This is a genomic window from Pseudomonas sp. ZS1P83 (assembly GCF_054897825.1).
Window position 1 is genome coordinate 795,898 of sequence record NZ_CM142706.1, and the last position, 21,644, is coordinate 817,541.

Genomic DNA, 21,644 nt, shown 5'->3' on the forward strand with positions numbered 1-21,644 from the left:
CTTGTCAGACATTTCTTGCTGTCTGGCAGGCTTTTTCGCTAATGCTCTTATTCAGTGGATGCGCGGAAATCGCCGGGGGCGATATATACTGCGCGCCATTCTTCAAGGGAGAGCCGTGTGGCCATCGATATTCACTGGATTCGCGACAACGATAGCCTCGGTCAGTTTTGCGCCGAGTGGCAGCAGCTGCCATTCGTTGCCCTCGACACCGAATTCATGCGGGTCGACACCTTTTATCCGATCGCAGGCCTGCTGCAGATCGGTGATGGCGTACGCGCTTACCTGATTGACCCCCTGACCATCGACAACTGGCAACCTCTAGCCGCGTTGCTGGAAAACCCGGCCGTGGTCAAAGTCGTCCATGCGTGCAGCGAAGACCTCGAAGTCCTGCTGCGCCTGACCGGCAGCCTGCCAGCGCCACTGTTCGACACTCAACTGGCCGCCGCTTACCTGAACCTGGGTTTCTCCATGGGGTATTCGCGGCTGGTGCAGGAAGTGCTCGGCATCGATCTGCCCAAGGGCGAGACCCGTTCCGACTGGCTGCAACGCCCACTTTCGGACACCCAAATCAGCTACGCCGCCGAAGATGCCTTGCACCTGGCGGAAGTTTTCGTACAGCTTCGTCCGAAGCTTTCTGACGACAAGTACGCCTGGGTCCTGGAAGACGGCGCTGAGCTGGTGGCCAACCTGCGTCGCGAAGTTGATCCGTATGAGGTCTATCGCGAAGCCAAGCTGGCCTGGAAGCTCTCCCGCGCCCAACTCGTGGTGTTGCGTGAACTGTGCGCCTGGCGCGAGCGCGAAGCCCGTGCCCGTGATCTACCGCGCAATCGCATCGTTCGTGAACATTCCCTGTGGCCGCTGGCGCGGACTCAGCCGGACAACCTCGGCGCGTTGGCGAAAATCGAAGACATGCACCCGCGTACCGTGCGTCAGGATGGCGAATTTCTGCTTGATCTGATCAAGCGCTCTGGCAATGTGTCGCCAGATCAATGGCCGCCAGCGGTGCCGGAGCCATTACCGGTGGACGCCGCCACCCTGGTCAAACAACTGCGTGCGATCGGCCAGGCCGAAGCTGAGCGCCTGAACATTGCGCCAGAGCTGATGCTGCGCAAGAAAACCCTGGAAGCGCTGCTCAAGAGCGGCTACCCCAATGGTCCTTACCAATTGCCTGATTCGCTGCGTGGCTGGCGCCGCGAATTGATGGGCCAGGCGCTGCTCGACAGCCTGGCCACCGCCGGAGAACAGCCTTGAAACGTATTTGCTCCATCTATCGAAGCCTGAAGAAAAACGAGATGTACCTCTATGTGCTCAAAAGCGATGCACTGGAGCGCGTCCCGGAAAGTTTGATGGCCGCCTTCGGCAAACCGCATCACGCCTTCGACCTGGTGCTGACTCCCGAGCGCAAACTGTCGCGCGAGGACATCACCGTGGTGTTGGAAAACCTTGAGAAACAGGGTTACCACCTGCAAATGCCGCCGGCCGAAGACGAGTACATCGAACACTTGCCGGAAGAATTGCTGCGCCGCAACGACCCGATGTGATCGGCAGACAGGCTCTGTTCAGAGCTTTTATGAAACACTGGAATGATTTTGGCGATGGCCAGGGCGATGGAGCGATTCTCCGTCGGCGGCCGTCTGCACTGTTTTCGAAAGGTTTGAACCATGCGCGTTCTGATTGCTGAACACGACCACCCTGTGTACGCCCAGCTGTTGCGTCAAGCAGCGCCTGACCTGGAAGTGCTGACCAGCGGCGACTCCGCCGAACTGGCCAGCCAGGCCGCCGATTGTCCGATCTGGCTCGGCCAGCCGGACTTGCTGGCGACCCTGCTGCGTCAGGGCCACGAGCCGCAATGGCTGCAATCGACCTGGGCGGGTATCACGCCGCTGCTGGCCGACGGCTTGCCTCGGCACTATCGCCTGACCCGGGCGGTGGGGATTTTCGGTCAGGCCATGGCCGAATACGTGCTGACCTACCTGCTTGGCCACGAGCGCGAAGTGCTGCCTCGACTGGTCAGCCAGGTCGAACGCAAGTGGGACAATCGCCAGGGCCAAAGCCTGGCCGGCCGCAAAGTGTTGATCGTCGGCACCGGTGACATCGGGCAGACCGTGGCGCAGTTCCTCTTGCCGTTTGGCGTCGAGTTGTACGGCATCGCCAGCGAAGCCCGTGAGCAGACGCCGTTTGTCGAAGTCGGGGCGCTGGCTGATTTGCCGCGTCTGGTGGGTGAAGTGGATTACGTCATCAATCTGCTGCCGAATACGCCCAACACCCACGACTTGTACGACGCGGCGCTGTTCAAGCAATTCAAGCCGACCGGTTTATTCATTAACGTCGGACGCGGCGTGGCAGTGGTCGATGCGGACTTGGTGGAAGCCTTGAAAGAAGGGCATCTGGCCGGTGCCGTGATCGACGTCTGCCGTCAGGAACCGTTGCCGCAGCGTCACCCGTTCTGGACGGCGTGGGGCTTGCTGCTGACCGGCCACAGCTCGGCGCCGACTTCGCCATCGATGATGGTGAATCTGTTTGTCGAAAACCTGCGGGCGTATCAGGCGGGTGAGGCGTTGCGCGGGGAAGTGGATTTCTCGCGCGGGTACTGATTTCACCGCAATCAAAATGTGGGAGCAACTGTCTTGATGTCTTTTTTGAAGATTGACCAGAGGACAGCCCGCTCCCACATGGATTTTGCAGTGTGGTTTAGAGGGTGAAGTCGCCTTCGGCGGCCAGTTCGCTCAGCGGACGACGCGGGCTTGGTTCTTCGCGCGCTTGCAGGTAATCCGCCAGCGTTGCCTTATCGCCCAGTTTGCCCACCGCCACCGCCGCGTGCAGTGCATAACCCTCAGGAATGTTCAGCGCTTTGCGGGTCAGTTCCTGGTCGAAACCGGCCATGCCGTGGGTGTGCCAGCCGCTGATGCTTGCTTGCAGGGCCAGATGGCCCCAGGCGGAACCGGTGTCGAAGGTGTGCCACAGCGCCGGGGTTTCTTCGGTAGCGCCAGGCACTGCGAAGGTGGTTTTCGAGATCACGATCACCAGCGCCGAGGCGTGTTGCGCCCAGCTGCGGTTGAATTCGTTCAGCAGCCCCAGATAGCGCTCCCAGTTTGGCGTGTCGCGACGCGCATACAGAAACCGCCAAGGCTGCGAGTTGTAAGCCGATGGCGCCCAGCGTGCGGCTTCAAAGAAGCTCAGCAGGGTTTCGATGGGAATGGTTTCGCCGGTGAAGGCGCGGGGCGACCAGCGATCGGTGAACTGAGGGTGTATGGCATAATCGGCAACGCGTGGATTAGCACTCATCAAGGGATTCCTGGCTACGTTTGAAAGTGAGGGGCGACGCAAAACCCTACTGGGCGGCGCAATAACTGGCAAGTCCGGTTCTACCGGCAGTCGCCAATGCTTGGCCCACAAGGGCCTTGGCACTAAACTGGCGGACTTTTCACCACCTGATGTTGATGCTTGAACCATGGCCGCCAAAGTCGAACCGTTCTGGATACGCAAAACCCTCGATCAACTCGATCAAGAGGAATGGGAATCGCTGTGCGATGGCTGCGGCCTGTGCTGCCTGCAAAAGCTCGAAGATGAAGACGACAACAGCGTTTACTACACGCGCATCGCCTGCAAACTGCTGGACCTGAAAACCTGTCAGTGCACCGATTACTCCAACCGTCGCGATTTCGTCCCGGACTGCATCCAGCTCACACCGGGCAAGGCCGATGAGTTCAAATGGTTGCCACCGACCTGCGGCTATCGATTGGTCAGCGAAGGCAAGGATTTGCCGCTCTGGCATCATCTGGTGTGCGGTGATCGCGATGCGGTGCACCACGAACGTATTTCCCAGTCCGGGCGCATGCTCGCCGAAGGCAGCGTGGCCGAAGAGGATTGGGAAGACCATCTGATTTTTCGGGCGGGTTAAGTCCCACTCTGAAAATCGGCAGTGATTACTAGAATTTGGGGCTGCTAAGCAGCCCGGCGCGAGCAAGCTCGCTCGCCACAAGGAGTGTGTATGGCTGTGGGATTGCGGCTGGCGTTGGCCTTTGGGCTTTTTACCCTGAGTTCGCCCGTGTGGGCGGCGAAGAAGGTCGATCTGGATTACCACGTTCGCCTGTTGCCGCAAAGTGATCAGGCTGAAGTGCGACTGACCCTGGCCCAGGGTTCGGCAGTGCGCAGTCTGGATTTCGACCTGGGCGACGGTAGCCACTACGGCGACTTCAAGGCCGATGGCCAATGGCAGCTCACGCCGGGCAAACAGGCCCGTGGTGTCTGGCGTCCGGCCGCCGACAAGGCCAGCCTGACCTACCGCGTACGCATCAGCCACGGGCGCAAGAGCGGTAGCTTCGACACGCGCATGACGCCAACTTGGGCGCTGATGCGCGGCGATGACCTGGTGCCGGCGGCCAAACTCGATCAGCAGGATGGCATCGAGTTGGTTTCGCGGCTTGAGTTCGAATTGCCCACCGGCTGGAAAAGCGTCGAAACCGCCTGGCCGCGGATCGGCAAGAACAAGTTCCGGGTCGATAACGGTTCTCGCTTGTTCGACCGGCCCACGGGCTGGATGCTCGCGGGCCACCTCGGCAGCCGTCGCACGCGGTTAGGGGAAACCGAAGTCACCGTCGCCTCGCCTCAAGGCCAGGGCATGCGCCGCATGGATGTACTGACGCTGCTGACCTTTGTCTGGCCGCAAGTGCAGGCGGTGTATCCCCGTCATCCCACCAAACTGCTGATCGTCGGTGCCAACGACCCGATGTGGCGTGGCAGTCTGGGCGCGCGCGAATCGATCTATCTGAACACGCGTCTGCCGCTGGTCAGCGAAAGCGGCGCCAGTGCGTTGGTGCGGGAATTGGCTCAGGTGTTCGGGCGGATCAACGATAAGCAGCGCAGTGACTGGATCAGCGAAGGATTTGCCGAGTATTACGCCATCGAACTGGTGCGCCGCGCCGGCGGCATGAGTGATGAGCGGTATGAGAGTTTGCAGAAGAAGTTGGCCAAGGACAGCCAGAAGGTCAGCACATTGCGCGGTGAGCAGGCCAGTCCGGCGCAGGTCTCGAAAGCGGTCGTGTTATTGCAGGAACTGGATCGCGAAATTCGTCTGAAGACCCGCAACAAGCGTTCGCTGGATGATGTATTGCAAGGGGCGATGCATCTCGAAAGCGTGGATACCATGGAATTTGTTCAGCTCAGTGAGAGCGTTATTGGCGAGTCCTCCAAAGTCCTCGATACCGAGCTACTTCAGTAATACCGACTTGCCCGCGAAGAGGCCGTAAGCCTCACCACATCTTCTGGATCAAACCCCGGTTTTTGGCGACGTCAAAGAGTCATTGCCCGTCACGGTAGCGGTATTGGTCGCCGCTTCAGCATTCGCCTTCAACCGGTTCAGCTCTTCACCTGCCCGCTGAATCTTCACCCGTACGTTGTTCATGTCCTGACGGCTTTTCTCCAGCAGGCTTTTCGCTGAACTGTGCCCGGTAATCCCACGCGCCAGGGCCACACCGCCGATTGCCACTTGAATCAACCCGAACACGCCACCGCGACGCAGGCCCTTGCCGACCATCACCACACCACCGGCCAGGGAAGCGATGCGCTCCCAACCTTGAACGTTCTGTTCAGTGTGAGTCTGGAACGGGGTGGATTCGATGCGTTCTACGCGTTTGAGCTCGCTCATGATCTGTCTCCTGGCGGGAATGGCTGCTTCAACAATAGATAATCAAGCTGACTGCCGAGGCGGGCGGCTTGTTCCATCGGATGTGCGGTGAATCAGCGAAATTTCGCTCCGGAACGAGTATTGAGTCCCTTGGACAAGCGGTCATAGAGCACAACGTTGACGGTGGCCGCCAGGTTCATGCAGCCGCTGGTCGGGATGTAGACCACGTCTTCGCACCAGTCACGAATCTCTTTATCCAGCGAGCCGTCTTCCGGGCCAAAAATGTACAGCGCACGGTCCGGGTGCGTGTATTCCGGCAGCGAACGGGCGCCGTCCACCAATTCCACAGCGACCGGAACGCAGCCCAGTGGCAGGATTTTTTTCAGGTCGTCGATGCCGATCAGCGGAATGTCGTAATGGACTCGCTTGGTGTCGGTGACGAAGTCGGCGGCGCGTTCATAGCGCTTGCCGGTGTAGAACACGGACGCCACGCCATAACAGCCAGCGGCGCGCATCACCGAACCGACGTTCTCCGGTGATTTTGGATTATACAAACCAATGCAGCTGTACCGTTTGTCTGCCACGAGCGGGTGCCTTCGGGGAAAAAACGGCGATTATACGGGGATTGGGGGAGGGGTGTTCGGTGATCGTTCCCACGCAGAGTGGGGGAACGATCATGCGGGCCTCAGTCTTCTTTCTTCATCAACCCCGCCAACGCCGCAAACGGGTTATGCGTTGCCTTGGCGATTTTCGGCGAGCTCAGCGAGCCTTCACCAAAATACTGCTGGTCGGTGTACCGCGAGTGTTCGTTGTCGTGGCAATACAGGCACAACAGCTCCCAGTTCGAGCCGTCCTGAGGGTTGTTGTCGTGGTTGTGGTCGCGGTGGTGCACGGTCAGTTCGCTCAAGCGTTTGCCGGAAAACTCACGGGCACAGCGACCGCACACGTGCGGATACATTTTCAGGGCCTTGTCGCGGTAACCCATTTCCTTGTCGCGCTGGTTGTCTGCAAGGATGCGGTCCAGTTTCGACGTGTTGGTCGCAGGTGTTGACGAACTCATGGGTTCACCTTTGTAAAAGACTAATGACGGTAATAAACGCAGTTTAGCTCAACCCTTGAGCTTCTCGGCAATCCAGATGGTGTGACGGGTGCCTTTGTTGCCGTGGGCGAAGACTTGGACTTCCTCGGCCTTGAAGCCGGCCTTCTTCAGTTTGTCGGAAAATTGTCGGTCAGCGCTCGCGGACCATACGGCCAGCACACCTTTGGGCCGCAGGGCCTTGGCGCAGGCGCTCAGGCCGCCAGCGGAGTAGAGCCAGCTGTTAGCCTTCTGGGTCAGGCCTTCGGGGCCGTTGTCGACGTCGAGCATAATCGCGTCGAAACCCTGTGGCTCGGCTTGCAGCACGTTGGCCACGTCTTCCATGCGAATGACCGTACGCGGGTCGAGTAGCGGGTTCCCGGCTTTCTCGCCCAGCGGTCCACGGTTCCACTCCACCACCCCAGGCACCAGTTCGGCGACGACCACTTCAGCGGTCTTGCCCAGGTTCTTGAGGGCCGAGGCGAGGGTGAAGCCCATGCCCAGGCCGCCGATCAGCACGCGCGAATTCGGCCGGCCGGCAACTTTACGGCACGGGATCTCGGCCAGCGCATCTTCGGAGCCGTGCATGCGGGTGTTCATCAGTTGCCCGCCGTCGCCGCCCTGGATCTTGATGACAAAATCCTCACCGTATTCGAACAGGCACAAGGCACCGCCATTTTCAGGAATTGGAGTGGTGTCGAGCAGAACGAAACGTTTCATGGGACTCACTTGAGGAGAAATTGGCATAAAGGGAGGAAGGCAAACACGCGCTGTTGGGAGTAGCCTGCAAAAAGACAACAAGGCCAACGGAGCCATTGATGAAGCGCACCATTCTAACGGTCATTGCCTTGGCCGCGCTCTCGATAACTGCAGTGCAGGCCCAGGTGATGCAAACCATCCCCACCAGCCCCGCGCCTCTGCCCGGTTCGCCCGGCACTGCGACCCCGACACCGTACCCGCAAATCACTCCGACCAGTGTGCCCAAGGTTGGCCCAGGCAGTGGCGGTCCGCCGTTGGTGCCCATGGAAATGCCTAGCCCGCCCACCAAGGACCAGCCACTGCCGGGGCTGGAGCATAACCCGTCGAAAGCCAAATCACCCGGCGGTTAAACCTGCTGCGAAAGCAGTTGCCCGTCGGCCATGCGCAGGCGTTTGGAGAGGGAAACGGCAAGGGCACGGATGACTTTGGCGGCGATTTTCGGTGCATCGTTGAGCATCTTTTCCAGCGAGTCCTTGCCCAGATTGAGCAGCTGGCAATTGCTTGCGGCCACGCAACTGGCCGATCGTCGTTCGCCGTCAAGTACGGCCATTTCGCCGAACGCCCGACCGCTGCGCAACGTTGCCATGGTCACCCGTTGCCCGTCGCTGTTGGTTTTCTGCACCGCCACCTGGCCGGTGTGGATGATGCACATGAAGCTGCCGGCATCGCCCTCATGGAAAATCTCTTCGCCCTGAGCAATGGTGCTGATGCTGAAGTAACCCGAGGCAGCGGCAAAGTCCGCCGGTAGCAGTTGATCGAACAGGCCACAGTCCATCAGCCAGTCGCGAATTTCGTTGTTCAATAAGGTCGGTTCTGACATGTCGTCACGGTCTTTTTCTTGTGTCTGGTTCTGGTTCCGGCCCGAATCCCTAGTAGGAGCGAGCGATGCGGCGATCCGACTTGCCCGCGAAGAGGCCGTAACATCCAACATCAATGTTGACTGTGAAAATGCCTTCGCGGGCAAGCCTCGCTCCTACACGGGGGCGGCGTCCGGTGTTCAGAGTTAAGACCGGCACGCCGAACGGAGTTCCTCAGGCGATGCCCAAAACCTTGAAAACAAATGCGTATTCGAGTGCTACATCACGCAATCCCTGATAACGACCGCTCATCCCGCCATGCCCGGCACCCAATTCGGTCCTGAGCAGCAGGGGGTTGGTGTCGGTTTTGGTCGCACGTAATTTTGCCACCCACTTGGCCGCTTCCCAGTACTGCACGCGACTGTCGTTGTAGCCGGCGATCACGAGGGTCGCCGGATAGGCTTGCGCGGTGACGTTTTCGTACGGGGCGTAGGCCTTGATTCGCTCATAGACGTCCGGCTCTTCAGGATTACCCCACTCGTCGTATTCGGTGACGGTTAACGGCAGATCCGGGTCGAGCATGGTGTTCAGCACGTCGACGAACGGTACTTCGGCAATCGCTGCTCCGAACAGCTCTGGCCGCTGATTGAGCACCGCGCCGATCAGCAGGCCACCGGCACTGCCGCCGCTGATCGCCAATTGCTGTGATGTGGTGAAGCCATCGGCGATCAGGTGTTCGGCGCACGCGATGAAGTCGCTGAAGGTGTTGTGTTTGTGTTCCTGCTTGCCAGCGCGATACCAGGCTTCGCCCAGTTCACCGCCGCCACGCACGTGAGCGATGGCGAACGCCACGCCACGATCCAGCAGACTCAAACGAGCGTGGGAGAACCACGGGTCGAGGCTTTCACCGTAGGCGCCATAGCCGTACAGATAAAGCGGCGTCGGTTGGCCCAGTGCTTCGCGTTTGACGACGAAGCTGATCGGCACTTTCGTACCGTCCGGTGCCGTCGCCCATAGACGCTGACTGACGTAGGCATCGGCGTCGAACGGCCCGAGCACCGGGGTTTCCTTGAGGACTTTCTGCTCGCCGCTGCCCAGCTCAAGCTGGCGGATTTGCGCCGGACGGTTCAACGCTTCGTAGCGCAGACGGATCCTGTCGCTGACGAATTCCAGACTGTTTTGCACGTGAAGGCTGTAGGCCGCATCCGGTAGTTGCACACGGTAGCTGGGCAGGTCTTGCGGATGAACTTCAATCACTGGCAAGCCGCCGACTCGCAGGCTCAGGGTCATGGCCCCGGCGTTGAGGCTCATGCCGTCGATCATCACCGTGTCGCTGTGCGGGATCAGGTTCTGCCAATCGGCCTCGGTCGGCGCCACGCCGGTGTCGACGGCGTGGTACAGGGCAAAGTTGATACCGTCGCGGTTGGTGCGAACGAACCAGGCCCACTCGCCATCGAGTGCGCCGTGGTCGACGTCGTACTCATGGTCTTCCACCCTCGGTGCGATACAGGTAAAAGCTTGCTGCGGCTGGAACGCGTCGAGCACCCAGACTTCGCTGGTGGTCTTGCTGCCCAGGGACAGCAGTAATTGCTGCTCGGAGCTCGAGCGGTAGCAATGCATGAAGAATCGACCGTCCTGCTCATGGAACACTTCTTCAGCCGCTGTACCGTCCAACCGATAACGGAACAGTTTGTGCGGACGATGGGTCTCGTCCAGCTCGCCGAAGAACAGCGTCAGGCTGTCATTGGCCCAGGTCATGCTGCCGTCGCAGTCCTGGAATTCCAGTTCGCTGACACGGCCGTTGGACAATTCCTTCACGAACAGCGTGTAAATCTCGTCGCCCATGGCATCGATGCTGTAAGCCAGACGCTGGTGGTCCGGGCTGATACTGAATGCGCCCAGGGAAAAGAAGCCGCCTTTGGCCAGTGCATTCGGGTCCAGCAGCAGCTGTTCCTGGCTTTCGTCGAGCTGCAGGCTGTCATCAGCCGGGCGCGGGCAGCGGTAGTGACGGGCGTATTCGTCACCCGCCGTGGTGCGTGTGTAATACAGGTACGGACCCCAAGGGGAGGGCAAGGACAGGTCGGTTTCGAGAATCCGGCCCTTGATCTCTTCGAACAGGGTTTCACGCAGCCCGGCCTGGTCGGCGGTTTGCGCCTCTTGATAGCGGTTTTCCGCTTTCAGGTAGTCGAGCACCGCGTCGGTGTCGCGCTCCTGCAGCCAGGCATACGGGTCGTCGCCTTCGGCCTTGTGGGCAATGGGAGCGTCGAAAACGTTGACGGATAGGGGCATGAAGGACTCTCGAACGGTTTACGAAATGGGGGTTCGCAGACGGCGGGCAAGCCTGACGTGCGAAAAGTCGTTACTATAAGCGCCTCTTTGCCTGCCTTGCCATGGACACCATGACCGAGAACGACTATCTGATCGCTTGGGGCCTCTACGCCTTTGCCGCTTTGGGCTGCCTGTTGGTGTGGATGCGCTTGACCCGCTGGATGTGGCGCTGGCTGCGTGAACCGCTGCGGCTGCTGGTTGCGGTGTTGCTGTTCAGCCCCACCATCATCGACCCGGTGAAGGAAAAGGTCGCACCGGCCATCGCCATTACTGCCCTTGATCTGTTGTTCAAGGTCGGCAACAACGCCTGGCGGGCTATTTCCGACCTGTTCATGTACGGCATGATCGCCTTCGGCATCTACCTGGTATTCGTGGCGATCCGGTTCCCTATCGAACGTGCGTCCAACGCTCGCAAGGAACTGGCTGCCGCTGCCAAGGCTGCGGCAAGAGCCGACGAACCGGAAGAAGATCATCCCTTCGGCGGTGCGGGCGATGATCGTTACGGTCGTCCACCGGTGCCGAGCAACCCTCAGCGTTTGCGGGTTGAACCACGTCTGTAACCTTGCCCCTGCCTTTCAGCGAGAATCCGAGCATGTGTGAGTTATTGGGCATGAGCGCCAATGTGCCGACCGATATCGTGTTCAGCTTCACCGGGCTGATGCAGCGCGGCGGCCGCACCGGTCCGCACCGTGACGGTTGGGGCATCGCCTTTTACGAGGGCCGTGGCCTGCGACTGTTCCAGGACCCGGCGGCGAGCTGTGAGTCCGAAGTCGCCAACCTGGTGCAGCGCTATCCAATCAAGAGCGAAGTCGTGATCGGGCACATCCGCCAGGCCAATGTCGGCAAGGTCTGCCTGTCCAACACCCATCCGTTCGTGCGTGAACTGTGGGGGCGCAACTGGTGTTTCGCCCACAACGGTCAGCTCGCGGACTTTCAACCAATCACAAGCTTTTACCGCCCGGTCGGCGATACCGACAGCGAAGCGGCGTTCTGCGATTTGCTCAACCGTGTGCGCGCAGCGTTCCCGGAACCGGTCGCGGTCGAAGAACTGCTGCCAGACCTGGTAGCCGCCTGCGCCGAGTACCGAAGCAAAGGCGTGTTCAACTGTCTGCTCAGCGACGGCGATTGGTTGTTCTGCTACTGCTCGACCAAGCTGGCGCAAATCACCCGTCGCGCGCCATTCGGCCCGGCGCGCTTGAAGGACGTCGATGTGATCGTCGACTTCCAGGCCGAAACCACGCCCAACGACGTGGTCACGGTGATCGCCACCGAACCCTTGACCGAAAACGAAACCTGGACCCGCTACGAACCGGGCCAATGGAGCCTCTGGCGACGCGGTGAATGCGTCAGCCAAGGCAAGACCGAATAAGGATTGCCCTCATGTTGCTCAGTTATCTAAGGCTGGTGTTGTTTGCGGCGGGCCTGTTGATCGGAGTCCAGGTGCCGGGGTTCATCAGCGATTATGCCAAGCGGGTCGAAGCGCATCTGATTGAGGCGCAGACCGGTCTGAGCGGTTTTCAGGGCACTGCCAATCAGTTCTTCAAGGGTGACATGCAGGCGCTGGTGGCCCATTACCGCGCGAGCGAAGACCCGATTTTTCGCAGCGATGCCGACAGCCTGAGCACTTTGCTGACCCGTCAACTGGCCCTCGATAAACAGTTTCAGGCCATGCAGGGCCCGTGGTACATCCGCTTCCTGCAGGTTGCGCTGGCGGCCGACCCGGATATTCGCAAGGAAACCTGGAACGGCTACAGCTACCAGATTCTGCTGACGCCGGAAGCGATGATCTGGGGCATGAGCGGGGCGTTGCTGCTGTCGTTCGGCATTGAATGCCTGTTCCGGCTGATCGACTGGGTGGTGCTGGGCGGCAAACGCCTGCGCCAGAGCCGGCCGATTGAAGATCGGGATGTGCGCGGCCTTTGAGTTGATGATCGTTCCCACGTCGAGGCGTCGAACCGTCCGCGTGGGAATGCCTCAACGGACGCTCCGCGTTCGGCTTTGGATGGGACGCGGAGCGTCCCGGGCTGCATTCCCACGCAGAGCGTGGGAACGATCATCAGTGCGTGAGGACGATGTAATCCTCGCCCACCTTGCGCGCATACCCGTCCAGCACCTGCTGACACAACGCCACGATTTCTTCGACCCACTCCACGCCAACCCGCCACGACACCACCACCTGCAAATTCGGCGGCCGTTGCTCAATGGCCAGCAAGGTCAGCTCACCCCGCGCCAGTTCTTCAGCCACCAGCACCGGCGGCAACGCGCCAATGCCGAAGCCATCGCGCAGCAAACGGGTAATTGCCGATACCGAGTTCACGCAATTGAGCCGTGGCGCCATGACGCCGTTGGCCTGCATCAAACTCAAGATGTTCTGATGCGGATGTGAGTTTTTTGAGTAAGTAATGATGCGCTCGCGCGCCAGATCGGCAATGCCTGAATACTCGCGGTTGTAGATCGAATTGCTGGCAACAATCCAGCCCATCGGGTGACTGGCCAGCTCAAGGCTGCGCACACTTTCCTGACGCAACAGGTCGGTTTGCAGGATCAGATCGAGAAAGCCTTTTTGCAGCTGATCGCAGAGGTTGAGCGCGGTATCGGCCACTAACTCGATTTCCACCAGCGGATAGTGGTCCATCATTTGCGCCACCAACGGGCTCAGCCAGGTATGGATGACCGTGTCCATCACGCCGATGCGAACCCGACCGACCTTGCTCGAACGGGTCTCGATCGACTGCTTGAGCGCCTGCATGGTGTCCATCATTTGCTCGGCGTATTCGAGCACTTTCAAGCCTTCGGGCGTCAGGCTCACGCCGCGTGAATCGCGCAGGAACAGCTTTACTCCGAGCTCGCCTTCGAGCACTGCAATGCGGCTGGAAATCGACGCCTGGGTGGTGAAGAGCTTGTCTGCCGTCAGACGAAAACTCTTGAGTCGGGCGACCCAGACAAAGGTCTCGAGAAACTTCAGGTTCATGGGGTCTGCTCGGGGATAAAGAATTCTTATGCCTAGGGCGGGTTTTTATTAGTTGGACGTAGCAGGGCCGGGCGCCCAAAAATCAGGCCATCCGGTTCCCACGATAGGCGTCGTCGGGGCTCACAACAATACCAATAAAATTAGCGCGGAGATTTGCCATGAGTGCGCCCGACACGCTCGACATCCCCAAAGCCACGGTTCGCCCGGGACCTTTCGACTGGTACCGCAACATCAATCAGCAGGAACGCCGCACCTTCTGGAGCTGCAAGATCGGCTATGGCCTCGACGGCATGGACACCCAGATGCTCAGCTTCGTGGTGCCGACCCTGATTGCGATGTGGGGCATCACCACCGGCGAGGCCGGGCTGATTCACACCAGCACCCTGATCGCCTCGGCCATCGGCGGTTGGGCGGCGGGGATTCTCTCCGACCGCATCGGTCGCGTACGTACCCTGCAACTGACTGTTCTGTGGTTTGCCTTCTTCACCTTCCTCTGCGGTTTCGCCCAGAACTACGAGCAACTGCTGATCAGCCGCACCCTGATGGGCTTCGGTTTCGGCGGCGAATGGACCGCTGGCGCCGTGCTGATGGGTGAAGTGATCCGTGCCAAGGACCGCGGCAAGGCCGTGGGCATGGTGCAATCCGGCTGGGCGCTGGGTTGGGGGCTGACGGCGATCTTGTATGCGCTGCTGTTCTCGGTGTTGCCGCCGGAAGACGCTTGGCGCGCACTGTTCATCCTCGGCATCGTGCCGGCAATTTTTGTGATCTTCGTCCGTCGGTTGGTCAAGGACCCGGAAATCTATCGCGAAGCCAAAGCCATGCAGGAACCGAGCAACCCGGCGAAGTTTTACGAGATCTTCGCCCCTGGCATCCTCTTCACCACGATTCGCGCGTCGGTGCTGACCACCGGTGCTCTGGGCGGTTACTACGCAATCACCTCCTGGTTGCCGACGTTTCTGAAGAACGAGCGAGGTTTGAGCGTACTCGGTACGGGCGGTTATCTGGCGATGGTGATCGTCGGTTCCTACGTCGGTTACGTCATCAGCGCGTATTTGACTGACATCCTTGGGCGTAAAAAGAATTTCATTCTGTTCGCGGTTGGCTCGTTCACCATTGTTCTGCTCTACACACAATTACCGGTCAGCAATGGCGTGATGCTGTGGCTGGGCTTTCCGCTGGGCTTCTTCGCTTCAGGGATTTTCAGCGGTATGGGCGCGTTTCTGACCGAGCTGTTTCCAACGCGGATTCGCGGTTCGGGTCAGGGCTTTTGCTACAACATCGGCCGGGCGCTGGCGGCGTTGTTCCCGCTGCTGATTGGCTTGATGAGCCAGAAGGTGCCTTTGAGTGTGGGAATCGGTGGTTTTGCGGCGGTGTCCTACGGGGTGGTGATCCTGGCGGCCCTGAGCTTGCCGGAAACCCGTGGCAAGCAACTTGAAGCCCAATAACTTAATGCCCAGCAACTGATAATCTGCGGGCAAATGCCTACAGCTAAAAAGAATCAAACCTACAGGAGTGTTCACCGTGAACCGCCTGCTATTGAACTGCGACATCGGCGAGAGTTTCGGCAACTGGACCATGGGTCTGGACGCCGAGGTCATGCCCTTCATCGATTGCGCCAACATCGCCTGCGGCTTCCATGCCGGCGACCCGAGCATCATGCGCAAGACGGTCAGCCTGGCCCTGAGCAACGGCGTTCAGATCGGTGCGCATCCGGCGTATCAGGATCTGGTCGGATTCGGCCGCCGCTCCATGGCCTACACCGCGCAGGAACTTCAGGACATTGTGCATTACCAGATCGGCGCCCTCGACGGTATTTGCCGGGCTCAGGGCGGGCGGGTGAGTTACGTCAAACCCCACGGCGCGATGTACAACGACATGATGGCCAACCCGGCGCAATTGCGCGCCGTTCTTCAGGCGGTGGCGTCCTATGATCGCCAGTTACCGCTGATGTTGATGGCCACTCGCGACAACCGCGCCGCACAGCAATTGGGCGATGAATACGGCGTGACCCTGTGGTTCGAAGCCTTTGCCGATCGCGCTTACGACAGCGCGGGAATGCTGGTTTCGCGGCAATTGCCGGGCGCGGTGCATCACGATCCCGAGACAATCATCGAACAGGCGCTGATCATTGCCCGTGGTGGCAACCTCACGGCCAGCGATGGCAGTGCGTTGCACTTGCAGGCAAACACCCTCTGCGTACACGGCGACAACGCCAGTTCAGTGGCCGCCGTGCGACGCATTCGCGAAGCACTTGTTCAGCAGAGCGCGCCATGAAACTTCGGGTGGAAGTGGTGGCGCTGGATTGCCTGATGGTGCGTCTCTTTGATGAGATCAGCGAGGCCAACATGCCGTGGATGCTCGCTGCCAGCGAAGGATTGCGTGCTGCGTTCGCCGGGCATCTGATTGATCTGGTGCCGTCCTATACGACGTTGATGGTGCATTACGATCTGATCGCGCTGAGTCCGGCTCAGGCTCGGGAGCTGATCGCCGAGGCCTTGATCGATCTGTCGCCCAACGCCTGCACTCGCGGCAAATGTCATGTGCTCCCGGTCTGGTATGACGTGAGCGTCGGCCCCGAATTGAGCCTGTTGTCCCAGCGTAGCGGGCTGGCGGTGGATGAAGTGATCCGCCGCCACAGCGAGCGTGAATATCAGGTGTTCGCCTTGGGTTTCGCGCCGGGTTTCGCCTTCATGGGGTTGGTGGAAGAAGCGCTGGCGGCGCCGCGTCTGAACACTCCGCGTAAAAAGGTAGCCGCCGGCAGTGTCGGCATCGCCGAACGCCAAACGGCCGCTTACCCGGTGGTGTCCCCTGGTGGCTGGAATCTGATCGGTCGCACCCCGGCCAAATTGTTCGACCGCGAACGCGATGGCTACAGCCTGATGCAACCCGGCGACACGGTGCGTTTCGAAGCCATCAGTCATGCCGAATTCATCAACTTGGGCGGTGACGACACGCCGTTGGAGGCGCAGGCATGAGTCGTTTATCAATAGAAGCGAGTACGCCGCTGTGCTTGTTACAGGACGCCGGACGATTCGGCGTGCGGCATCTGGGCGTAACCCAGGGTGGGGCGGCGGATTGGCGATCGATGTCCTGGGCGAACTGGCTGCTGGGTAATGAGCTGGATGCACCGGTGATTGAAATCACCCTCGGCGGGTTCACCGTCGTTGCCGAAGAGGATTGCGTACTGGCCCTGGCCGGGGCGGATCTGGGGGCGCAGGTGGATGGTGAGGCGTTGGCACCGTGGCGCAGTTTCAGGCTGAACCAAGGTCAGCAACTGCAATTCACTCAGCCGCTGCTTGGCGCTCGGGCTTATTTGGCGGCGCCGGGCGGATTTGATGCGCCAAAAGTGTTGGGCAGTAGCGCAACGGTGGTCCGTGAGGAACTCGGCGGGCTGGATGGCATGGGCCGGGCGTTGGCCAAAGATGCGCAGTTGAGTTATTCGAGGAGCTCGCTGCGCCTGCTGCGGGAGTTGGCGCGTGAGCAGGTGCCGGATTTCAAACTCAACGCGCCGCTGGACCTGGTGCTCGGTGCACAGATTGGCGAGTTCAGTGGGCAGAGTTTGTACGACGCGTTCAACAGCATCTGGACCCTCGACAGCCGTGCCGATCGCATGGGCATTCGCTTGCTGGGTACGGCGTTGCGATACCAGGGCAAACCGATGATTTCCGAAGGTATCCCGCTGGGTGCGGTTCAGGTGCCGCCGGACGGGCAGCCGATTGTATTGCTCAATGATCGACAGACCATTGGTGGTTATCCGCGATTGGGCGCCTTGACGCCGTTGGCATTGGCACGGCTGGCGCAGTGTCTGCCGGGGGCAACGGTGCGGTTGCGGCCGGTGGTGCAGGACGTGGCGCATCGGGAGCAGGTCGAATATTTACGCCGGTTTGCCTCACATTGATCGTTCCCACGCTCTGCGTGGGAATGCCGCCCGGGACGCTCCGCGTCCCTGTGACGCAGAGCGTCACTAGATGCGTTCCCACGCGGGAGCGTGGGAACGATCGACAGCCACTACTTCGACAAAAACCGCATCCCTTCCTCCAACCCTCGCAGCGTCAACGGATACATCTGGTCGTTAATCAAGTCCCGCACGATGTTGGTCGAAGACGTATAGCCCCACGTATCTTTCGGATATGGATTGATCCAGATGACCTTCTTGTACTTCTCCATGAACCGCTGCATCCACACATAACCCGCTTCTTCATTCCAGTGCTCGACGCTGCCGCCGGCCTGGGTAATTTCATACGGCGCCATGGCCGCGTCGCCGATGAAGATCACTTTGTAGTCAGCGCCGTACTTGTGCAGCAGGTCCTGGGTCGAGGTGCGCTCGGAAGTGCGGCGCATGTTGTTCTTCCACACCGATTCATAAACGAAGTTATGGAAGTAGAAGTACTCCAGGTGCTTGAATTCGGTCTTGCAGGCCGAGAACAGCTCTTCGCAGATCTTCACGTGGGCGTCCATCGAGCCGCCGATGTCGAACAGTAGCAACAACTTGACGGTGTTGCGCCGCTCCGGACGCATCTGGATGTTCAGCAGCCCGGCATCACGCGCGGTGTGGTCGATGGTGCCATCGATGTCCAGTTCTTCCGCCGCGCCCTGACGCGCGAATTTGCGTAACCGGCGCAGGGCGACCTTGATGTTGCGCGTGCCCAACTCCACCGAATCGTCGAGGTTCTTGTACTCGCGCTGATCCCAGACCTTGACCGCTTTGCCCTGGCGCTTGCCTGCATCGCCGACCCGAATACCTTCCGGGTTGAAACCACCCGAGCCGAACGGGCTTGTGCCGCCGGTGCCGATCCACTTATTACCGCCGGCATGGCGTTCTTTCTGTTCTTCGAGACGCTTTTTGAACTCTTCGATCAGCTTGTCCAGGCCGCCGAGGGACTGGATCGCGGCTCGCTCTTCGTCGGACAGGGAGCGCTCGAATTCCTTGCGCAGCCAATCTTCAGGAATCAACGCCTGAAGGTGATCGTCGAGTTTTTCCAAGCCATTGAAGTAAGCACCGAACGCCCGGTCGAACTTGTCGAAATGCTTTTCGTCCTTCACCAGAATCGCCCGGGACAAATAATAAAACTCGTCCATGTCGGCGAAGGTCACGCGCTGTTTCAACGCGTTGATCAGGTCCAACAGCTCCCGTACAGAGACCGGCACTTTGGCTGCACGCATTTCATTGAACAGGTTAAGCAGCATGGCTATCGCCCTCGCTCTTGTTAAATAAGAGGGCTTAACGGGTGCCGCGACGGCTCATGAACGCCAGACGCTCAAGCAACTGCACGTCCTGTTCGTTCTTCACCAGGGCGCCTGCCAGCGGCGGAATGGCCTTGGTCGGATCGCGTTCACGCAGTACCGCTTCGCCGATGTTGTCGGCCATCAGCAGCTTCAGCCAGTCCACCAGCTCGGAGGTCGATGGCTTTTTCTTCAGGCCCGGCACCTTGCGCACATCGAAGAACACGTCCAGCGCTTCGCTGACCAGGTCCTTCTTGATGTTCGGGTAATGCACATCGACGATCTTCTGCAGCGTGACGCGGTCGGGGAAAGCGATGTAGTGGAAGAAGCAGCGGCGCAGGAAGGCGTCCGGCAGCTCTTTCTCATTGTTGGAGGTAATGATGATGATCGGACGCTTCTTGGCCTTGATGGTCTCGTCGATCTCGTAAACGTAGAACTCCATCTTGTCGAGTTCTTGCAGCAGGTCGTTCGGGAACTCGATGTCAGCCTTGTCGATTTCGTCGATCAGCAGGATCACCCGTTCTTCGGACTCGAAGGCTTCCCAGAGCTTGCCCTTTTTCAGGTAGTTGCGAACGTCGTGGACCTTCTCCGTACCCAGCTGCGAGTCCCGCAGGCGGCTGACCGCGTCGTACTCGTACAAGCCCTGATGCGCCTTGGTGGTGGACTTGATGTGCCAAGTGATCAGCTTGGCGCCGAAGGATTCGGCCAGTTGCTCGGCGAGCATGGTTTTGCCAGTGCCCGGCTCGCCCTTGACCAGCAGCGGACGCTCCAGGGTGATGGCGGCGTTGACCGCCAGCTTCAGGTCATCGGTGGCAACGTAGGCCGGGGTGCCTTCGAACTTCATCTGCTAATCCTCGAACGGTAACGCCGACCTGAACGAGGCAGGGCGGGACGCAATAATTGTAGTACCCGACTATAACGCGCTGCCCGGTCGACTGTGAACGCAGACGGCTTATTCAGTCTCTGAATGGGGCGTCACATCTTGACTCAGTCTTGGCCGCTAGCCAGTATTGAGCTATCGCCATTTTGGCGATAGCTTGCGAGGCATGTCTACTAAATACCGATTTCGCGATACGTACCGCATTCAGTTGCGCGAGAAGGATCATCCGCCGCCCCACGTCCACCTGACGGGTGGCGGGCTCGATGTGATGCTCAGCCTTGAAACCGTCGAAGTGATGGTGGGCAAGGCGCCGCCGCTGATTATCAAGGAAGCGCTGGAGTGGGTCAGGGCCCATCAAGTGCTATTGCTGGAGGATTGGAAACGATGTTACCCATGAAACGACCACGGCTGTCGTCTGTGCAGGTGTTACCGGATCACCAACTGGCGCTGACCTTTATCGACGGTCAGCAACTGAACCTCGATTTGAGTCGAGACCTGCGCGGCTATCCAGGGTTGCAACCATTGCTGGAGGCTGGCGCTTTCGACGGTGCAACCTTGGGCGATGATGGCTGGAGCGTTGAATGGCCTGAACTGGACATTCAGATCGGCGCAGACACGCTTTATCTGGATGCGCTCGCGCAAAACGCATCGGACGAAAACACCCGGATCTTCATCGACTGGCGCGCTCGAACCGGGTTGCCGCTGAATCAGGCGGCCGAAGCGCTGGGAGTCAGTGCCCGTAGCATCACTCGTTACAGCAGCGGTCGTGAAGCGGTACCCCGATCATTGGCTCTGGCCTGCCTGGGCTGGGACTTCTTACAACAACAATCGAACCCGGCGCGGGCGGCCGAAGAAACCGGTCGCTATACCGTCACGCGCAAGCCTTAATCGGCATCCGGCTTCGGCCGCTCATACCGGGCATTGAACGCCTGAATGAAACCATTGCGTAAAATCTGCATAAACGCCTGGAACGCGCTGATATCTTGTCGATGTACATTGCCGCTCAGTTCGACGCGAGTCGCAAATTGGTTCTTGCCCTGGTTTTTCAGTACGGTTTCGGAGCCACCAACGATGGCCTCCCAGATGGAGCGGAAAAGCCCTTTGTCCTTGTTCTCTACGTCCTGCTGCCAATTGAACACGTCGACATCCTTCAGCAGCGGTTTGATGTAGCCCGTTAATTTAGCTTTTTTAGCCTGCGCTTCAATGACCACATCACCGTGACCTGCATTGAAGTCGAACTTGCCGTAGGCCGAGGCGAAGTCGTTCATGCGTTTGAGTTCGATGCCCCTGGCTCGCAGACGGAAGTCGAAGTCTTCGAAATTGCTCAAGGGGTCGAAGGTTGCGGTCGTTTCCAGTGGCGCGTGCCCTAACAGCAGCGCCTTGCCTTCGAAGCGAGCGTCTCGTTTGCCTTTGGTGTCGACCACGTTGGTCAGGTTGTAAATGCTGGCGTTGACCTGAGTGGCGTTCATGTTCACGGGGGGCTTGGAATTGAAGTTGCGGAAACTGATCTTGCCATCGTTGATCCGCACTTCGTTCAAGGTGATCGGCGCCAGTTTGCTCAACTGCGCACGCCAGTCGGTGCCCTGACCGGTTTGGGAGTTTTTCTTGTTGGGGCCGCCGTCGACGAAGTTCACCTCTGGGTTGAAGAACTGCACCTCGGCCACGACGGCGTGGTCGGACCAGAGCGAGTGCCAACTGACGGAAAGGTCGATCAGCGGCGCGTTGACGAAAGGCACCGGGACTTTACCGTCGACCTTGACGATTTTCAGTCCGTTGATTTTGTAGGCGCCGCGCCACAGGGCCAGGTCCACATCGGTGATCTGGCCTCGGTAATCGCCCATGTCTGCCAGCTTATCGTTCAGGTAGTCGCGCACCAGGTAGGGCAGGGCGATATGCAGGGCAATCAGCAGCACAACAAGGCCGGCGAGGGTCCACAGCGGCCAACTGTATCTCCGTTTCATGATGGCAAATCTCTGGCGATGTAA

Annotated in this window: 26 protein-coding genes; 15 read left to right on the forward strand and 11 right to left on the reverse strand. The window is 59.6% G+C overall.

Features of this window, described 5'->3' with window-relative positions:
* Positions 1 to 117: 117 nt before the first annotated feature.
* The 3 genes from rnd to ACYZT0_RS03910 all read left to right on the forward strand — a co-directional run bounded on the left by rnd (position 118) and on the right by ACYZT0_RS03910 (position 2,594).
* Positions 118 to 1,251 carry a ribonuclease D gene (gene rnd / locus ACYZT0_RS03900; RefSeq protein WP_462044705.1) on the forward strand — a complete coding sequence of 378 codons (1,134 nt, stop codon included), beginning with the start codon at positions 118 to 120 and terminating at the stop codon, positions 1,249 to 1,251.
* A complete protein-coding gene (locus tag ACYZT0_RS03905; RefSeq protein WP_007898694.1) occupies positions 1,248 to 1,541 on the forward strand; it encodes a YcgL domain-containing protein in 294 nt (97 codons plus the stop codon). Before rnd ends, ACYZT0_RS03905 begins: the two co-directional genes overlap by 4 nt.
* A 120-nt stretch (positions 1,542 to 1,661) precedes the next feature.
* Positions 1,662 to 2,594 (forward strand): D-2-hydroxyacid dehydrogenase, encoded by a 933-nt coding sequence (locus ACYZT0_RS03910; RefSeq protein WP_462044706.1) that lies wholly within the window; start codon positions 1,662 to 1,664, stop codon positions 2,592 to 2,594.
* Positions 2,595 to 2,691: 97 nt separating this feature from the next.
* Here the strand turns inward: ACYZT0_RS03910 and ACYZT0_RS03915 are convergent, their stop codons facing one another.
* Complete coding sequence (locus ACYZT0_RS03915) at positions 2,692 to 3,285, reverse strand: nitroreductase family protein (RefSeq protein ID WP_462044707.1); 594 nt, start codon at positions 3,283 to 3,285, stop codon at positions 2,692 to 2,694.
* Positions 3,286 to 3,451: 166 nt separating this feature from the next.
* Here ACYZT0_RS03915 and ACYZT0_RS03920 point away from each other — a divergent pair, with 166 nt between their 5' ends.
* Together ACYZT0_RS03920 and ACYZT0_RS03925 are read left to right on the forward strand one after the other, a co-directional pair.
* Complete coding sequence (locus ACYZT0_RS03920) at positions 3,452 to 3,901, forward strand: YcgN family cysteine cluster protein (RefSeq protein WP_462044708.1); 450 nt, start codon at positions 3,452 to 3,454, stop codon at positions 3,899 to 3,901.
* A gap of 90 nt (positions 3,902 to 3,991) precedes the next feature.
* Positions 3,992 to 5,221, forward strand: a complete 1,230-nt coding sequence (locus tag ACYZT0_RS03925) for a hypothetical protein (RefSeq protein ID WP_462044709.1) — start codon at positions 3,992 to 3,994, stop codon at positions 5,219 to 5,221.
* Between the two features lie 48 nt (positions 5,222 to 5,269).
* On the opposite strand, the gene ACYZT0_RS03930 is transcribed toward ACYZT0_RS03925, so the two are convergent.
* The 4 genes from ACYZT0_RS03930 to ACYZT0_RS03945 form a co-directional block, all read right to left on the reverse strand.
* The gene (locus tag ACYZT0_RS03930) at positions 5,270 to 5,647 is read right to left on the reverse strand and encodes a YgaP family membrane protein (protein ID WP_462044710.1); all 378 of its coding nucleotides are present in this window, start codon (positions 5,645 to 5,647) and stop codon (positions 5,270 to 5,272) included.
* A gap of 92 nt (positions 5,648 to 5,739) precedes the next feature.
* Positions 5,740 to 6,210 (reverse strand): RNA methyltransferase, encoded by a 471-nt coding sequence (locus ACYZT0_RS03935; protein ID WP_462044711.1) that lies wholly within the window; start codon positions 6,208 to 6,210, stop codon positions 5,740 to 5,742.
* A gap of 101 nt (positions 6,211 to 6,311) precedes the next feature.
* Positions 6,312 to 6,686: a YajD family HNH nuclease gene (locus ACYZT0_RS03940; protein ID WP_462044712.1), complete on the reverse strand. Its 375-nt coding sequence runs from the start codon at positions 6,684 to 6,686 to the stop codon at positions 6,312 to 6,314.
* Positions 6,687 to 6,734: 48 nt separating this feature from the next.
* The gene (locus tag ACYZT0_RS03945; protein ID WP_462044713.1) at positions 6,735 to 7,421 is read right to left on the reverse strand and encodes a spermidine synthase; all 687 of its coding nucleotides are present in this window, start codon (positions 7,419 to 7,421) and stop codon (positions 6,735 to 6,737) included.
* A 98-nt stretch (positions 7,422 to 7,519) separates the two neighbouring features.
* On the opposite strand from ACYZT0_RS03945, the gene ACYZT0_RS03950 reads away from it, so the two are divergent.
* Positions 7,520 to 7,810, forward strand: coding sequence for a hypothetical protein (locus tag ACYZT0_RS03950; protein WP_462044714.1), 291 nt, complete (start codon positions 7,520 to 7,522; stop codon positions 7,808 to 7,810).
* Here the strand turns inward: ACYZT0_RS03950 and ACYZT0_RS03955 are convergent.
* Positions 7,807 to 8,280, reverse strand: coding sequence for a cyclic nucleotide-binding domain-containing protein (locus ACYZT0_RS03955; RefSeq protein WP_462030750.1), 474 nt, complete (start codon positions 8,278 to 8,280; stop codon positions 7,807 to 7,809). The two genes, ACYZT0_RS03950 and ACYZT0_RS03955, sit on opposite strands and share 4 nt — an antisense overlap.
* Positions 8,281 to 8,491: 211 nt before the next feature.
* A complete protein-coding gene (locus tag ACYZT0_RS03960) occupies positions 8,492 to 10,546 on the reverse strand; it encodes a S9 family peptidase (protein WP_462044715.1) in 2,055 nt (684 codons plus the stop codon).
* 101 nt (positions 10,547 to 10,647) lie between these two features.
* Between ACYZT0_RS03960 and ACYZT0_RS03965 the strand changes: the two genes are divergently transcribed.
* Genes ACYZT0_RS03965 through ACYZT0_RS03975 form a run of 3 tightly spaced genes read left to right on the forward strand, consistent with a single transcriptional unit; the run spans position 10,648 to position 12,508 of the window.
* The gene (locus ACYZT0_RS03965) at positions 10,648 to 11,145 is read left to right on the forward strand and encodes an MFS transporter (protein ID WP_462044716.1); all 498 of its coding nucleotides are present in this window, start codon (positions 10,648 to 10,650) and stop codon (positions 11,143 to 11,145) included.
* A 32-nt stretch (positions 11,146 to 11,177) separates the two neighbouring features.
* Positions 11,178 to 11,954 (forward strand): class II glutamine amidotransferase, encoded by a 777-nt coding sequence (locus ACYZT0_RS03970; protein WP_462044717.1) that lies wholly within the window; start codon positions 11,178 to 11,180, stop codon positions 11,952 to 11,954.
* An 11-nt stretch (positions 11,955 to 11,965) separates the two neighbouring features.
* Positions 11,966 to 12,508 (forward strand): DUF2937 family protein, encoded by a 543-nt coding sequence (locus tag ACYZT0_RS03975; protein WP_123366761.1) that lies wholly within the window; start codon positions 11,966 to 11,968, stop codon positions 12,506 to 12,508.
* A 133-nt stretch (positions 12,509 to 12,641) separates the two neighbouring features.
* Here ACYZT0_RS03975 and ACYZT0_RS03980 read toward each other — a convergent pair whose 3' ends face one another.
* Complete coding sequence (locus ACYZT0_RS03980; protein ID WP_462044718.1) at positions 12,642 to 13,556, reverse strand: LysR family transcriptional regulator; 915 nt, start codon at positions 13,554 to 13,556, stop codon at positions 12,642 to 12,644.
* A 158-nt stretch (positions 13,557 to 13,714) separates the two neighbouring features.
* Here ACYZT0_RS03980 and ACYZT0_RS03985 point away from each other — a divergent pair, with 158 nt between their 5' ends.
* From ACYZT0_RS03985 to ACYZT0_RS04000, 4 genes are all read left to right on the forward strand, one after another.
* Entirely contained in the window at positions 13,715 to 15,001 is a 1,287-nt protein-coding gene (locus ACYZT0_RS03985) for an MFS transporter (protein ID WP_462044719.1), read from the forward strand.
* A 76-nt stretch (positions 15,002 to 15,077) separates the two neighbouring features.
* Positions 15,078 to 15,830 (forward strand): 5-oxoprolinase subunit PxpA, encoded by a 753-nt coding sequence (locus tag ACYZT0_RS03990; protein ID WP_462044720.1) that lies wholly within the window; start codon positions 15,078 to 15,080, stop codon positions 15,828 to 15,830.
* Positions 15,827 to 16,531, forward strand: a complete 705-nt coding sequence (locus tag ACYZT0_RS03995) for a 5-oxoprolinase subunit B family protein (RefSeq protein WP_462044721.1) — start codon at positions 15,827 to 15,829, stop codon at positions 16,529 to 16,531. Before ACYZT0_RS03990 ends, ACYZT0_RS03995 begins: the two co-directional genes overlap by 4 nt.
* Complete coding sequence (locus ACYZT0_RS04000) at positions 16,528 to 17,454, forward strand: 5-oxoprolinase subunit C family protein (RefSeq protein WP_462044722.1); 927 nt, start codon at positions 16,528 to 16,530, stop codon at positions 17,452 to 17,454. The genes ACYZT0_RS03995 and ACYZT0_RS04000 overlap by 4 nt, the downstream gene beginning before the upstream one ends.
* Before the next feature lie 110 nt (positions 17,455 to 17,564).
* On the opposite strand, the gene ACYZT0_RS04005 is transcribed toward ACYZT0_RS04000, so the two are convergent.
* Complete coding sequence (locus tag ACYZT0_RS04005) at positions 17,565 to 18,743, reverse strand: vWA domain-containing protein (protein WP_074874318.1); 1,179 nt, start codon at positions 18,741 to 18,743, stop codon at positions 17,565 to 17,567.
* Positions 18,744 to 18,777: 34 nt separating this feature from the next.
* Positions 18,778 to 19,623, reverse strand: coding sequence for an AAA family ATPase (locus ACYZT0_RS04010; protein ID WP_140677330.1), 846 nt, complete (start codon positions 19,621 to 19,623; stop codon positions 18,778 to 18,780).
* A gap of 202 nt (positions 19,624 to 19,825) precedes the next feature.
* Here ACYZT0_RS04010 and ACYZT0_RS04015 point away from each other — a divergent pair, with 202 nt between their 5' ends.
* Together ACYZT0_RS04015 and ACYZT0_RS04020 are read left to right on the forward strand one after the other, a co-directional pair.
* Positions 19,826 to 20,056, forward strand: coding sequence for a DUF4160 domain-containing protein (locus ACYZT0_RS04015; protein WP_462044723.1), 231 nt, complete (start codon positions 19,826 to 19,828; stop codon positions 20,054 to 20,056).
* Complete coding sequence (locus ACYZT0_RS04020; RefSeq protein ID WP_462044724.1) at positions 20,044 to 20,547, forward strand: DUF2442 domain-containing protein; 504 nt, start codon at positions 20,044 to 20,046, stop codon at positions 20,545 to 20,547. The genes ACYZT0_RS04015 and ACYZT0_RS04020 overlap by 13 nt, the downstream gene beginning before the upstream one ends.
* Here ACYZT0_RS04020 and ACYZT0_RS04025 read toward each other — a convergent pair.
* Entirely contained in the window at positions 20,544 to 21,620 is a 1,077-nt protein-coding gene (locus ACYZT0_RS04025) for a DUF748 domain-containing protein (RefSeq protein WP_462044725.1), read from the reverse strand. The genes ACYZT0_RS04020 and ACYZT0_RS04025 overlap by 4 nt on opposite strands.
* Between the last annotated feature and the right edge of the window lie 24 nt (positions 21,621 to 21,644).